At 38.4% G+C, this 14,425-nt stretch carries 12 protein-coding genes and 1 pseudogene; 1 reads left to right on the top strand and 12 read right to left on the bottom strand.

The features are described 5' to 3' along the window. Positions 1-66: 66 nt before the first annotated feature. From B3D98_RS16730 to B3D98_RS16710, 5 genes are all read right to left on the bottom strand, one after another. Positions 67-1,410, bottom strand: coding sequence for a dihydrolipoamide acetyltransferase family protein (locus tag B3D98_RS16730; RefSeq protein WP_259950890.1), 1,344 nt, complete (start codon positions 1,408-1,410; stop codon positions 67-69). Positions 1,411-1,580: 170 nt separating this feature from the next. Next, on the bottom strand, positions 1,581-2,564 hold the full coding sequence (locus tag B3D98_RS16725) for an alpha-ketoacid dehydrogenase subunit beta (protein ID WP_016993882.1): 984 nt from the start codon (positions 2,562-2,564) through the stop codon (positions 1,581-1,583). Then, positions 2,564-3,580: a thiamine pyrophosphate-dependent dehydrogenase E1 component subunit alpha gene (locus B3D98_RS16720; RefSeq protein ID WP_259950889.1), complete on the bottom strand. Its 1,017-nt coding sequence runs from the start codon at positions 3,578-3,580 to the stop codon at positions 2,564-2,566. Before B3D98_RS16720 ends, B3D98_RS16725 begins: the two co-directional genes overlap by 1 nt. Positions 3,581-3,666: 86 nt before the next feature. Then, positions 3,667-5,094 carry a dihydrolipoyl dehydrogenase gene (gene lpdA, locus B3D98_RS16715; RefSeq protein WP_054549169.1) on the bottom strand — a complete coding sequence of 476 codons (1,428 nt, stop codon included), beginning with the start codon at positions 5,092-5,094 and terminating at the stop codon, positions 3,667-3,669. A gap of 177 nt (positions 5,095-5,271) precedes the next feature. After that, positions 5,272-6,366 (bottom strand): Leu/Phe/Val dehydrogenase, encoded by a 1,095-nt coding sequence (locus B3D98_RS16710; protein ID WP_048392303.1) that lies wholly within the window; start codon positions 6,364-6,366, stop codon positions 5,272-5,274. 387 nt (positions 6,367-6,753) lie between these two features. Between B3D98_RS16710 and B3D98_RS16705 the strand changes: the two genes are divergently transcribed. After that, a complete protein-coding gene (locus B3D98_RS16705; protein ID WP_004231186.1) occupies positions 6,754-6,990 on the top strand; it encodes a DUF2627 domain-containing protein in 237 nt (78 codons plus the stop codon). Positions 6,991-7,037: 47 nt separating this feature from the next. On the opposite strand, the gene B3D98_RS16700 is transcribed toward B3D98_RS16705, so the two are convergent. The 7 genes and pseudogenes from B3D98_RS16700 to ahrC form a co-directional block, all read right to left on the bottom strand. Beyond that, positions 7,038-7,766 carry a glycerophosphodiester phosphodiesterase gene (locus B3D98_RS16700; protein WP_054549168.1) on the bottom strand — a complete coding sequence of 243 codons (729 nt, stop codon included), beginning with the start codon at positions 7,764-7,766 and terminating at the stop codon, positions 7,038-7,040. After that, a complete protein-coding gene (locus B3D98_RS16695) occupies positions 7,759-9,330 on the bottom strand; it encodes a DUF342 domain-containing protein (protein WP_048392301.1) in 1,572 nt (523 codons plus the stop codon). Before B3D98_RS16695 ends, B3D98_RS16700 begins: the two co-directional genes overlap by 8 nt. Positions 9,331-9,608: 278 nt before the next feature. Continuing rightward, positions 9,609-9,788, bottom strand: a complete 180-nt coding sequence (locus B3D98_RS16690; RefSeq protein WP_081010951.1) for a hypothetical protein — start codon at positions 9,786-9,788, stop codon at positions 9,609-9,611. A gap of 302 nt (positions 9,789-10,090) precedes the next feature. Further along, positions 10,091-10,772 (bottom strand): annotated as a pseudogene (gene spo0A, locus B3D98_RS16685) (sporulation transcription factor Spo0A). A gap of 384 nt (positions 10,773-11,156) precedes the next feature. After that, the gene (locus B3D98_RS16680) at positions 11,157-12,104 is read right to left on the bottom strand and encodes a SpoIVB peptidase S55 domain-containing protein (protein ID WP_048392300.1); all 948 of its coding nucleotides are present in this window, start codon (positions 12,102-12,104) and stop codon (positions 11,157-11,159) included. A gap of 122 nt (positions 12,105-12,226) precedes the next feature. Beyond that, on the bottom strand, positions 12,227-13,918 hold the full coding sequence (recN, locus tag B3D98_RS16675) for a DNA repair protein RecN (RefSeq protein WP_269898197.1): 1,692 nt from the start codon (positions 13,916-13,918) through the stop codon (positions 12,227-12,229). A gap of 33 nt (positions 13,919-13,951) precedes the next feature. Next, complete coding sequence (gene ahrC, locus B3D98_RS16670) at positions 13,952-14,401, bottom strand: transcriptional regulator AhrC/ArgR (protein ID WP_004231170.1); 450 nt, start codon at positions 14,399-14,401, stop codon at positions 13,952-13,954. Positions 14,402-14,425: the final 24 nt, after the last annotated feature.

Raw genomic sequence — 14,425 nt, 5'->3', positions numbered from 1 at the left:
CAAATTGCGACTCGAAAAGCATAAAAAAAATCGGAAACCCTTATACAGCAGGTTTCCGACAAGTCATCAGTAGACTGACGTTGAAGATTTATTTGTATTTTCGAGTATTTCTTTTACTCTATTTAGGAATTTACCACAGACAAGTCCATCAAGCACACGATGATCTAATGATAAACATAAATTCACAATATCACGTGCAGCAAACATTCCACCTGGTAAAACAACAGGTTTTTTTACAATACTTTCCACTTGTAGAATCGCTGCTTGTGGGTAATTGATGATGCCCATTGATTGAACAGAGCCAAATGCACCTGTATTATTCACTGTAAATGTACCACCAGTAATGTCATCCATTGCTAATTTTCCTGTACGAACTTTGATAGCCAGTTCATTGATTTCTTTCGCAATTCCTTTAATGGATTTTTCATCTGCGTGTTTTATAACAGGTACAAATAAGGCATCATCCGTTGCTACTGCAATCGAAATATTGATGTCATGTTTTTGAATGATTTTATCTTCCGCCCACATCGAATTCAGCATTGGGAATTCCTTTAAAGCTTGAGCAACCGCTTTTACAAAGAAGGCGAAATATGTAAGATTAAAGCCTTCTTTTTGCTTAAATTCATTCTTTAAGCTATCACGATAAGTCACTAAATCTGTTACATCCACTTCCATCATCATCCAAGCATGCGGCGCTTCATGTACACTTTTCACCATATTATTCGCAATGGCACGACGGATCTTCGTCACTGGAATTTCGATATCTCCTGGATGAATAGGTTGTACAGGTGCAGCTGCTTTTTCCACTTGTTGCTGTGGTGCAGAAGCTGCTGTAGGTGCTGATGTCGTTTGAACGGTTGGAGCTGCTTGTGCTACATCATTTGCCGTTGGGATATTACCTGTTTCAATGAGCTTTAACAGGTCTTTTCGTGTAATACGACCACCCTCGCCAGTACCTGTTACAAGGTCTAAAGCTATATCATGCTCCTGTGCAAGTCGAAGAACAGCTGGTGAATAACGTACTTTACCCGTACGTGCCTCTTTTGGTGCAGATACTGGAGCTGCTACCTGCTGTGGTGCCTCCTGTTTCTTTTGAACACCTGCATTTAAAATAGCCGTACTTACCGCTGATTTTTTTTCAGGTGGTGGTGCTGGTAATTCACCTTCTCCCGCTATTTCAATCGAGCAAACGACTGCTCCAACTGGTAATGTCTGACCTTCTTGCGCAAGTAGCTCCGTGATAACCCCTTCAAATGATGACGGGATTTCAGCATTTACTTTATCAGTAACAACCTCTGCTAATGGATCATACTTTTTAACTGTATCTCCAGGCTTTACAAGCCATTTTTCAATTGTACCTTCTGTTACACTTTCGCCGAGCTGTGGCATTGTAATATTTTGAACCGACATCTTTTATTCCTCCCATCAATTAAGCCTAGGCGTCATTGTACCTGATGCAGCGCTAAAAACATTAAACGTAGATAGGCATTTAGACAGATTTTGACTTTCATATGTGCAAAGTCAAAATCTGTTGTTCCGTCTGAGGCTTTTATTTTTTCGTTCAGCCTTGTTGTAATCTATTAGAACGCAGCAAGTTCTCGCATAGCACGTTCCACTTTATCAGGATTAATCATAAAATATTTCTCCATCGTTGGTGCATATGGCATGGCTGGCACATCAGGTCCCGCTAGACGTTGAATTGGTGCATCAAGCTCAAATAAACAATGTTCTGCAATAATTGCAGCAACCTCACTCATGATACTACCTTCTTTATTATCCTCTGTGACAAGCAATACTTTACCTGTCTTACTTGCAGCCTCAATAATCGCTTCTTTATCCAGAGGGTAAACTGTACGCAAGTCAAGGATATGAGCGGAAATACCATCCGCAGCTAGGCGTTCTGCCGCTTGTAAAGCAAAGTGGACTGCTAAACCATAGGTAATGACTGTCACGTCATCTCCTTCACGTTTTACATCTGCTTTACCAATTGGCAATGTGTAATCATCTAGTGGTACTTCCCCTTTAATTAAACGATAGGCACGTTTATGTTCGAAAAATAATACTGGATCTTCATCACGAATAGCAGCTTTCAATAAGCCTTTTGCATCATACGGTGTTGATGGAATGACAATTTTCAAACCAGGTGTACCAGCAAAAAGTGCTTCAACGGATTGTGAATGATAAAGTGCCCCGTGAATACCTCCGCCAAAAGGTGCGCGGATGACCATTGGACAAGTCCAGTCATTATTAGAACGGTAACGAATTTTGGCTGCCTCTGAGACGATTTGATTGACAGCTGGCATAATAAAATCAGCAAATTGCATTTCAGCAATCGGACGCATACCGTACATCGCAGCACCAATACCCACACCAGCTATTGCACTTTCTGCAAGCGGTGTATCAAGCACGCGGTATTCACCAAATTGATCGTATAGCCCAGTAGTGGCTTTGAATACACCACCTTTACGACCAACGTCCTCTCCTAAAATGAAAACTCGTTCGTCACGTTCCATCTCTTCTTTCATTGCTAATGTAATCGCATCAATATAAGACATTACTGCCATTACATGTCACCTCCGTCCACTGGTGCATAAACATATTTAAGTGCATGCTCTGGTTGTGCATATGGAGCCGCTTCAGCATAATCAGTTGCTTCATTTACTTCTGCCATAACACGCTCTTCGATTTCAGTACGTATCGCGTCCGTCATCACGCCACTATCCATTAAATACTTTTCAAATAATACAATTGGATCCTTTGCTTTGCCTTCTGCAATATCTTCAGCCGTACGGTATTGACGGTCATCATCATCTGAAGAATGGGCTGTTAAACGATAAGTGACTGTTTCGATTAAGCTTGGACCTTCCCCATTACGTGCACGATCTGCAGCCTCTTTCACCACTTTATACACTTGTAACGGATTTTTCCCATCCACGGTCACTCCTGGCATTCCATAGCCAATCCCACGATCAGATACTTTTGCACAGCCTAGTTGACGCTCTACTGGCACAGAAATCGCATATTGATTGTTTTCTACCATAATAATGACTGGTAGCTTATGCACACCTGCAAAGTTCGCTCCTTCATGGAAGTCTCCTTGGTTGGATGAACCTTCACCAAGCGTAACGAAAGAAACAAAATCTTCATTTTGTAGACGTCCTGCAAGTGCAACGCCCACTGCGTGTGGAACTTGAGTCGTAACAGGAGATGAACCTGTTAAAATACGATTTTTCTTTTGACCAAAGTGGCCTGGCATTTGACGGCCACCAGAGTTTGGATCTTCTGCTTTAGCAAACGCAGATAGCATCAGTTCTCTTGGTGTCATACCAAAATGTAAAACAACACCCATATCACGATAATAAGGTGCAATATAATCCTTACTTTTATCCAGTGCAAAGGCTGCTCCAACCTGTGCCGCCTCTTGACCTTGACAGGAAATTACAAACGGAATTTTACCAGAACGGTTTAACAACCACATACGCTCATCCAGTCTTCTGGCCATTAACATTGTTTCGAACATAGCAAGTACATCTTCATTTGACAAACCTAAATCTTCATGTTTGATTTGAACATCTTGCATACGAACACCCCTTTCGTATTATAGAGAAATAACTATCTTATCCTATATCCCCACATTTGGATATGTTAGTTATGAAATTCAGAAAATTAAAAATGGATAGCGCGATCATCCACTGCTAGAGCAGATTCCACTAACACCTCATTTAAGGATGGATGTGGATGAATTGCCTGACTAATTTCCCATGGTGTTGCATCTAACACTTTTGCTAAGGATGCTTCACCAATTAAATCTGTTACATGAGGCCCTACCATATGAATACCCAAAATATCATCTGTTTCTTCATCAGCAATAATTTTGACAAAGCCTTCTGTCTCTCCATTTACTAATGCTTTACCAATGGCCTTAAACGGGAATTTACCAATCTTTAATGAAAATCCTTGTTCTTTAGCAGCACTTTCTGTTAATCCAATGCTAGCAACTTCTGGATAGGAATAAACACATTTCGGTACTTTTAGTGCATCCAATGTCTCGGTTTTCCCTGTTGCTATATGCTCAATAGCTGAAAGCCCTTCATGAGAAGCAACATGCGCTAATTGTAAGCCACCAATCACATCTCCTATGGCATACATATGAGACTCTTTCGTTTGATAGGAACCATTCACTTTAATAAAGCCATTTTCCACTTCAATCTCTGTATTTTCTAGACCAATACCTTGCGTATTCGCCTCACGTCCTACACAAAGTAATAGTTTATCAGCCTCAAAAACTTCTTCTTTTTCATTCACTTGCGCAGAAATGAAAACGTTATCATTTTCAATTTTGAATGTATTTGTATCTAAGCGAGCATTCGTAACAATACGAACGCCTCGTTTCTCAAGTTGTTTCGTCACTTCTTTAACGATGTCCGCATCTTCAGCTGGTAAAATGGATGGACCATATTCTACTACTGTTACATATACACCAAAATCGCATAGCATAGATGCCCACTCAATTCCAATAACACCACCACCAACGATTAGGAGTGACTTTGGTAAACTTTCTAACTGTAATGCGTGGTCTGAATTCAGCACATATTGCCCATCTATCGTTAACCCTGCCATACCACGAGGCTTTGAGCCCGTTGCAATGACAACATTCGTAGGCACAAGCATTTCATTTTCATCGCCATTGGACATTTCTACAGATATTGTACCAGGCATAGGTGAGAAAATAGATGGACCCAAAATTCGCCCTGTACCATGATAAACATCTATTTTACCTTTTTTCATCAGTGTATTCACACCTTGGCTTAATTGCTCAACGATTGCTTGTTTCCTAGCTTGAACTTTGTCAAATTGTAATGTTACACCTTCAATATCGACACCATATTCGCTAGCTGTTTTATTAGCCATACGATATACTTCGGCACTTCGGAGTAACGCTTTACTTGGAATACAGCCTTTATGCAAGCATGTACCTCCTAAACGCTCACGCTCTACAATGGCTGTTTTTAAGCCTAGCTGAGCAGCTCGGATGGCTGCAACATATCCACCTGTACCTCCACCTAAAATGACAACATCATAATTTTGAGCCATGTTTATTCCCCCTATTGAGAAAAGTGCTAAAGGATTCTATTAAACAATAACCACGTGATTTTTTAACAGTCAGTGCTTTAGAAAAACTTTAGCTTTACTTCATTAAAGCCCTAATTTCTTTGTTGAAAATAGAAGAAGTCGACAATGCGACTTCTCTTCATGTATCAACTGTCTAAATTAGCGACCGTGTAAAATATTTTTTTCATTTTTTAAAAATTGGCTGCGCGATTTTGCTACGCGAGCGATACGTTCCTCAGCTAAGCGGTTCGCTGCCACATATGTTGGAATGCCATCTCGTTTTGAAATAGCAAAGATTTTTTCAATACTATCATAAATGCCATCAACGCGTTTCATTGCACGTTCACGATTATAGCCATATAATTCATCCGCAACGTTAATAACGCCACCAGCATTGATTACATAATCTGGTGCATAGACGATACCTAATTCATGTAGGTAGTCACCATGACGTGAATCTTTTAATTGGTTATTTGCAGATCCAGCAATCACTTTCGCTTTTAATTGCGGAATTGTTTCATCATTTAAAATTGCCCCTAATGCACAAGGTGAGAAGATATCTACTTCTTGCGCATAGATTTCATCTGGTGCCACTGCAATCGCGTCGAAGTCATTAACAACTCGATCAATAGCTGCCTGATTGATATCTGTTACAACAAGTTTTGCCCCTTCATTATGTAAATACTCGCAAAGCTTGTAGGCTACATTTCCTAGACCCTGTACAGAAACTTTTAATCCTTCTAGTGAGTCTGAACCGAATGCTTCTTTTGCAGCTGCCTTCATACCACGGTAAACACCATAAGCTGTTACTGGAGATGGGTTACCTGAAGAACCGAATGCAGGAGAAATTCCTGTTACATAATTTGTTTCTTCATGGATTAAATCCATATCTGATACCGTTGTACCTACATCTTCAGCTGTAATATAGCGGCCATTTAATCCTTGAATGAAACGACCTAACGCACGGAACATCTCTTCGTTTTTATCTTTAAATGGGTCACCGATAATGACCGTTTTTCCACCGCCAAGGTTTAAACCAGCTGCAGCATTTTTGTAAGTCATTCCTCGTGCTAAACGTAATGCATCTTCAATTGCATTTTCTTCCGACGCATACGTCCACATACGTGCTCCACCTAGTGCTGGTCCAAGTGTTGTATCATGGATAGCGATAACCGCTTTTAACCCTGATGCTTCATCTTGGCAAAATACCAATTGTTCGTAATCATACTTTTCCATATACTTGAAGATTTCCATGAAACTCGCCCCTTTGCTTTGGAAAGTGCATCCCCAAATGCCCATCCAATCAAGTTTTATCTAACAATCTAATCTTCATAGCGTCCTCACTCAGCAAATTCTGAGCTCCTATTCGGTAGTAGGTGTTTAGACCCTAATACTTAAAGAAGAAATTGTTTAGTAATGGATAATATTGCTCCACTTATTTTTACAATACTGACAAATTCACAATTTCGCAACTATTATTACATATTCTTATTTAAGTAAGAATTTTCTAAACATTCAGTTACAATTGCTACTTTCTGTCCTGTCACGTTTTTAGCTAAAAATATTATATTGGTTTATACCCTTCCTTGACATTCCCCCATCCACAGGTAAAATTAATCATAGGAATAAGGAGGGGTATACATGGCCCGTTTAGCTGCATTTATTGTAATGCTTATTCCAGGTCTTATGGCTGCAGGTGGCATTAAATTTATGCGTGATACATTATTTGGTAAGCTTATTTCACCATTCCCATTTTTATGGCTGCAATTTGTAGTTGGTGTCATTTTCTTCGTCATAGGCTTTGGTTTTTTCGCTGGATTTTTACTGCATCGCGATCGAAAAAACGGAAAAGTAGCACCACGCTTCCAAAAAAAATAAAAAAAGCTATCCAAATAAGTCATGCAAGACTTACTGGATAGCTCTTTTTATATCCGCTGCTGAGATGTGATAACTTTATCAGGATAATCCGTAATCCAACCAATAACAGAAGGGTGCGGATTAGTTAAAAATGGTTCCGTGCCATCAATAGCATAAAAACGACATGCTTTTTCACTTGTAACACAGGCCTCCAAATATCTTGGTTTGTAGTACCTTTTATGCATATGCACACTATCAGCCGCTTTATAATCAGCTAGAAGATCCCATTTTATTTTTTTCGTAGCAATAAGGGCCGTTTCAAATTCAGGTCTATGCTTTTTTACGATCTCTAAAAGCTCATAGTGAAAGGATGAAAAATGACTACCTTTTGGCAGAGCCAAGCCTCCAAGAAAATGAATTAGCCCACTCTTATTGTCCAAGATCGTTGATTTTAATTCAATATTCAACGGCATCTGCTGTATATTTGCCCATGCTAAAACTGCCTCAAACGCTGGCATTTTATAGGACGAAAATAGACGTCTCCAAGGCTTGCCAAGTTTAAAGCGCAGAAGCTCCTCCATCGTACAATCGCTCACCAATTTATTGGTGCCTACTAACCTCGATAATTGTGGATCATGATACACTACAGGTAATCCATCTTTTGAGAATTGAATATCTAGTTCAATCCCATCAGCACCTAGCTCTAATGCCTTTTCAAAAGCTTGAAAGGTATTCTCTAATGCATAAGCAGAAGCACCTCGATGTGCAAAAACAGGGATAAAAGCTGCCTTAGACATTTAACTCACCAAATTCTAGTAGGAATTTACCATTCGTCATTTTGCTTAATAAAGATGATTTTCTACCAATTTGAATATAAGTTCCAGGGTGCGCCTCTTTTGTCACAATAATCTCTTCTTTCCCTACATGACGCATTTCATCCATTAATAGTTTTATTTCACGATCTAATGTAATCGCTTCAGCCTTTAATTTAGTTAAGGCTTGTTTTGTTACCTCAAATGACGCTGATTGTTCTTTGGACATTTGATTGAGAAAAGGTAATAAATTTTTCATGCTATTCTCGTGTGCGGAAATCTCTGTTTGCAATTGTTTTAGCTGTGCTGCTTTTTCCTGCATCACGGTGTTATTTTCCTGCTTATTAATACTTTCTATTATTAAATCTGTTCGACGCTCTAATCGGTTTCCTGAAATGGCCGTAACAATCGTATTTTTAGCTACTGCACGTCCCCCAATAATTTTACCTTTTCGTTCATCCACATATATTGAATGAGCAGAAAGTTGTGAACCTAGTGCGTAAAAACCAATATGAATACTATTAGCTGCAAATAAATTTGCTTCATTTACATGTTTAACAAATATATTGCCACCTGCTTCTACCACTGTTGAACCAAGACCAAAGATGCCCCCACGAATATATACATCACCCTCAATGGATTTAATAAGCTTGGCACCGCTTACACCCTCAGCTCCTTCAATGGAAATATCTCCAGTCGCAATAACTGTATAGCCATTTGTTACTGTACCTTTAATACTAAGTGAACCATTAAATTCAAGGTTACCTGTTTCTACTCCTACATCACCATTTATAGGAAGGTGCCTGTTTACACCAATCATGCCTTTGACATCATCTAAAACGCCAGCAATTTTCGAGCGAATGACGATTTTTCCGTCTTCTTCCACTTCATAGGCAGATTTTGTATCATATTTGATAGGATAATCTCGTCCAGGTACAGCAGCAACTTCTTGACCTAGCACATTTTTCCCTGGTTTACCTAATGTAGCAGGAATCTTTTCACCTAGCCAAGAGCCTTCTGAAATTTCCGAAATAAAATTCATATCATAGTAATCCGCTTTACCGTCTTCACGAATGACTGGCTTTCTCTCGGGTTTAGGTAAGTATGTAATTTGTGCATCTATTCCTGCTATAGGTTGCTCACCTTGAGCAATTAAGAATGCTTTTCCTGGTTCAGCCTTCAATATATCAAAATCTAATATGCCATGTATAATTCCATTTTCATTGAGTGTTTCTCGGATTTGTTGTGTTAATTTTTCTTTATTATTTTGAATATAATCATGCGTTTCATATATAAAAACAGAGGCTGACATCTTATCACGTGCCACTTCTGCTTCAATGTTCGGAAGCCAGCGTCCAATTTCAACAGGATTGGTATTCTGGGTTGATAACACATTTTTTAAAATTGAAAAATTAGATAATTTCAGTCGTGGATGACTACGTAGGATGCTATCAAATTCTTTTAATGGGAAACCTGCGCTAAAAGTAAGCATAAATACCTTGCCATTTTCCTCAGAAATTTCGAAGTTTTCATTTCGAACTAGAATCAAGCTACCTCCTCCTTCCCTCTATATGTAAGTATATACAATCCACTTACATTTGTTTAGAGACCATTGTCACTACCGAGAAAGAAAATAGTACCACTTAATCATTAAAATATAAGACAATATTTTATTTACCCTAAAAGATTATAGATATTTAGTACTAATAAATTGTTTGTTTTTGAGTTTTTTTATTAAAATTACCGATAAATTCAAAGTAATTCCATCAGGCTATTTTGAATATATCATCTTCCAAGTACAGGTATCCACGGGTGCTTCCCACTAAACTATAGGTCTAAATAGGTCTTTTTAACTAACGGTGTATTGATATTCCTTTCAATTCGGAAAGTAGAACCTAGTTGTATCAATTGCTGTCGATTCATATATTGCATACTTATTTTACCATCGAATGCTAAACGCACCTCAAATAGCTCTTCTGTTATCTGTGTGATTTCGAGCGAATTCATTCCCTCTAATTGAAAATTTATACTTTTTATTGTAATCACCTACTATAAGTTTGTAGAAAGGTCTCAAATGATTTTACTCTTCATCTTTAGAATATGACGTTAAATCCACTATACATGTATATATCGTGTTTTTTAGCTGATTTAACGTTCTTTTAACGATTTCAATGTTAAAGGTCAGCCACAGAAATTTCCACAGTATTTGTTCAAGTAACAAAAAAAGCGCCCCTTTAAACTATAGATTTAAAAAGGCGCTATACTATGCGAAGTATAATTGCTGTATATGTTAATGATATATATCGGTACTAGCTAGCCATCATATCAATACGAATTTTGTCTGCGATCATGGCGATGAATTCGCTATTTGTTGGTTTGGATTTCAAGTGATGGACTGTATAGCCAAACATTGACGAAATGGATTCATAATTGCCACGATTCCAGGCTACCTCTATGGCGTGACGAATCGCACGTTCCACGCGGGATGGTGTCGTATTAAATTTTTTAGCGATTTCTGGATATAAAATTTTTGTCACAGATCCTAATAATTCAATATCCTCAAAGACCATTTGAATGGCTTCACGCAAATAGGAGTAGCCCTTAATATGTGCAGGTACACCGATTTCTTTGATGATGGCTGTAATCGTACTGTCTAATTGATGCTGATTTAATTTTTGAGGTACTGTCGGTTGTAATACGCTTGTCTTTTTCGGAAGTGTCGCCTTCTGTCCAGCACAATGTAAAATCTTTTGTACCAATTGGTCGAATTCAAAGGGCTTTAGCATGAAATAAGAAGCTCCTAAATCCACCGCCTGTTTCATGACATCCTCTTGGCCAAAAGCCGTTAGCATAATGACTTGAATTGATGACATTTTCTCATTTTGATACATGGACTCTAATACAGCTAAACCGTCAAGATGAGGCATNNTGCTCCATTGTTTTTAATAACTCACGATTATCATCTGCAATCGCTACTTTTACCTTTGTCATTTCAATTCCTCCTTCTGGACTTGCTTTGAACACCTCAAAGCGATAACCTAAACCCCTAAATGCCGTTTTTGGCACACTGTGGAATTTTCGACATTTTTGTTTTAAAAACCTTTTCTATTTCCAAAAATGAGTATGTAGTCCGATACTTTCTTTTAATATCGACAAGTTACGCTAAATGACGCGACTTGTCGAATGCTCTTATAACTTATTTTAGATAAATTTAGTAGATAAAACTACAGTTTTTTTAAATATCATGCCTTCTTCAGGAAATTATCGGAAATACATGTTGGATTCGATGAAATAAGGGTAAAAAATCCGTGTAGTTTCCCGCGGCTTTTGTCCTGCCTGGGGAAAATTAAACGGATTTTTACCTTTCATACCTTTTTATGAAGACCTTCTTAACATTTCCGCTACTGTTAGCGCTGCACCTTTTTTCGGCTCCTCCACAAACATATGTGTCACAGCACCGACAAAACGACCGTCTTGGATAATAGGACTGCCACTCATTCCCTGCAAAATGCCACCTGTTTTTTCAATGAGCTTCTCGTCAGATACTATAAATTCAAGGCGTTCATTTTCCACTTTGGTAATTTCTATTGAAAAGGTTTCCACCTTACTGCCTTCAATGGCTGTATAGATTTCAGCTTTCCCCGTTTTTATATCTTTTTCATGCATAATTTCTATCGCTTTGGGTAATCTTTGTTGATAACCGTCTTCCCAGCGGCCAAAAATACCATAAATAGTATTTTTATCTATACTACCTAGACGTTCTTGATGCTTTTCAATGGAGGAAATTTTATAGCCAGGTTGGCCTGGTGTGCTTTTTCGGATTTGCTGAATAGAAGCTAAAAAAATGGAGCCAGCTCTAAAAACAGGGGCTTCTTGTAGGGTTGAATCGACAATTTGATGACCTAGTGCACCGTAATTTTTTGTCTCTGGATCAATATAAGTCAGTGTTCCTACTCCATCTGTTTCATCTTTTAAAAAGGAAATGACATGCTCTGCTTCTTGGTTTTGTAATTCCAATGTAATTTGTTGGCCTTCACTATTGATCGTCCATGTCTGTTGGCCATCTTTTGCCACAGCCTGCTTGGCATCAGCAAGAGATTTTACTGGTATATCGTTTATTTTTTCAATAACAGCGCCTCCTTTCATCCACTGATTGGAAGCTAACAGTACATCGTGTGCGACAAATACATGGGACAATTGAAGTTGAATTCCAATTGCTTCGCCCATTGGTATAAGCTTTTTGGCGGCTAAAGCTTGTATAGGCAACACTAATAAAAAGATGAGCATAGGCAAAATGACTAATTGACGCCAATGACGATTCATACGACACCTCCTTTTCATTTTTGTCTTTTTACTATGTGTTGTTGTGACGTTCTTATAAGCGGTAAATATTTGCGCAAAATGAAAAAAGCCAGAAACAGCTGAAACTGTTTCTGGAATAATGGTTAACGCATTTGTTTTTTTCGTTCATCTGCCATTTTTAAAAGCTCCGTGGCATGCTGTAGTGTTAACGCTGTAATTTCCGTTCCAGACATCATACGGCTAACTTCCTCTATTCGAGCATCTTGATTAATTTCTGATAAGGAAGTAAACGTTCGATCATGCTCGACTTCTTTTTTAATGAAGTAATGATGATCAGCCATCGCTGCAACTTGAGGTAAATGTGAAATACATAAAACTTGAGAATTAACAGAAATCGCGGCAATTTTCTCTGCAATTGCCTGCGCAACACGACCACTGACACCTGTATCCACCTCATCAAAGATAATGGAAGTAATTCCATTGGAAGAAGAGAAAATGGTTTTCAACGCAAGCATCATTCGTGATAATTCTCCACCTGATGCAATTTTCGGTAAAGACTTTGGTGGTTCCCCAACGTTTGTGGAAATGTAGAAGATAATTTGATCTTTCCCATTGGCATCGAAATAGGGTAATTCATCGAAATTGACAATAAATTTTGCTTTTTCCATATGTAATTCACGTAGCTCTGCCATAATTGCTTCACTCAATTGTTGAGCTGCAGCTTTACGTACAGTTGAAAGTTCACTAGCCAGCTCATTGAGTACAGCTTCCATCTCTAATACACGTCGTTCTTTCACCTGCAAAATCTCATCACGATTCAACAGCTCATTTAACTCGTTTTTAATTTTTTCATAATAAGCCAAAATCTCTTCCACTGTCGTTCCATATTTGCGTTTTAAAGTTTGCAACAACGCTAAACGCTGCTCAACCTCGTTTAAACGTGCAGGGTCAAATTCCAATTCATCTAACACATTTTTGACCTGATAGGCTGCATCCTGTAATGCATAAAACGCAGTTGTCACTGCCTCAGATGATTCTTTGAATTGTTCATCAACCGTTGCAGCATCTTCTAAAGCACCCATTGCTGTTCCGATCCAATCAAGCCCTTTCGTTTCGCCCTGAATGGCTTCATAGGCTGCACTAGAACGTTCAAAAATTTTATTAAAATTCATCAGACGACGGCGTTCGTCTAGAAGTTCGTCTTCCTCACCTAACTTTAAATTAGCTTCGTCCAACTCTTTAATTTGAAATTGATACAAATCGATACGTTGTGCCATCAACTGCTCATCAATGGATATAGAAGCTAAGTCTTTTTTGAGCAAACGGTATTCATCATATTGAGCGCGATAGTTTTTTTGAATCGGCGACAGCTCTTCTTCTGCAAATTGATCAAGCAAATTGATGTGCTGCTTTTCATCCATTAGCTCTTGATTTTCATGTTGGCCATGAATATCTATGAGACTTGCCCCAATGTCTCTTAGTACCGACAAAGGCACGAGCTTACCATTCACTCGGCAAATACTTTTACCGGTATCATTCAAATCACGACGTAAAATAATTGTATCTTCTTCTATTTCAATGCCTGCTTCTTCTAACTTTTTCAGAACAGGATGAACTGAACTCGAAATTTGAAATAAGCCACCCAATTCTGCTTTTCTTGCGCCATGACGAATAAATTCAGTGTTGCCTCGTCCTCCTGCAAGTAAATGCACCGCATCAATGATAATAGATTTTCCGGCACCTGTTTCCCCAGTGAGAACTGTTAAGCCTTCTAAAAAGCTGACAGTCAAATCCTCAATGATGGCAAAGTTTCGAATACTAAGCTCTCTTAACACAAATTGTCACCTCTAAATCAAATTAACCATTTTTTATAGCATGTCTAACAAACGATTTTTTGTATTTTCACGCTCATTTTCATTTCGACAAATAATTAAAATGGTATCATCTCCAGAAATTGTACCTAAAATTTCCGGCCAATCTAAATGGTCAAGTAGGGAAGCAATGGCATTCGCATTCCCAGGAAGAGCTTTCATGACTAAAAAATGTGATGCCCCATCAATACTTACAAAAGCATCGGCTAATGCACGATGTAATTTTTGGACTGGATTGAAACGTTGATCTGCGGGTAGGCTATATTTATAACGCCCATCCTGTAATGGTACTTTTACTAAATGAAGCTCTTTAATATCTCGTGATACTGTAGCTTGTGTCACATTATAGCCTGCTTCTTTTAAAAAATCGACTAAATCATCTTGTGTTTCAATTTCATGATTGGCGATAATATCCCGAATCCGTATATGTCGTTGTCCCTTATTCAACGAAATCACCTCTTATAAATAATT

The organism is Lysinibacillus sp. UBA5994 (assembly GCF_002429725.1).
GTDB classification, from domain to species: Bacteria; Bacillota; Bacilli; order Bacillales_A; family Planococcaceae; genus Lysinibacillus; species Lysinibacillus capsici.
Note: the sequence above shows the minus strand (reverse complement) of the source record. Positions and strands in the feature narration are given on the sequence as shown.

Excerpts from the sequence above, each read along its gene's own strand:
- B3D98_RS16730 (WP_259950890.1), bottom strand. The coding sequence starts at position 1,410 with ATGTCGGTTCAAAATATTACAATGCCACAGCTCGGCGAAAGTGTAACA.
- B3D98_RS16725 (WP_016993882.1), bottom strand. The coding sequence starts at position 2,564 with ATGGCAGTAATGTCTTATATTGATGCGATTACATTAGCAATGAAAGAA.
- B3D98_RS16720 (WP_259950889.1), bottom strand. The coding sequence starts at position 3,580 with ATGCAAGATGTTCAAATCAAACATGAAGATTTAGGTTTGTCAAATGAA.
- lpdA (WP_054549169.1), bottom strand. The coding sequence starts at position 5,094 with ATGGCTCAAAATTATGATGTTGTCATTTTAGGTGGAGGTACAGGTGGA.
- B3D98_RS16710 (WP_048392303.1), bottom strand. The coding sequence starts at position 6,366 with ATGGAAATCTTCAAGTATATGGAAAAGTATGATTACGAACAATTGGTA.
- B3D98_RS16705 (WP_004231186.1), top strand. The coding sequence starts at position 6,754 with ATGGCCCGTTTAGCTGCATTTATTGTAATGCTTATTCCAGGTCTTATG.
- B3D98_RS16700 (WP_054549168.1), bottom strand. The coding sequence starts at position 7,766 with ATGTCTAAGGCAGCTTTTATCCCTGTTTTTGCACATCGAGGTGCTTCT.
- B3D98_RS16690 (WP_081010951.1), bottom strand. The coding sequence starts at position 9,788 with ATGAATTCGCTCGAAATCACACAGATAACAGAAGAGCTATTTGAGGTG.
- B3D98_RS16680 (WP_048392300.1), bottom strand. The coding sequence starts at position 12,104 with ATGAATCGTCATTGGCGTCAATTAGTCATTTTGCCTATGCTCATCTTT.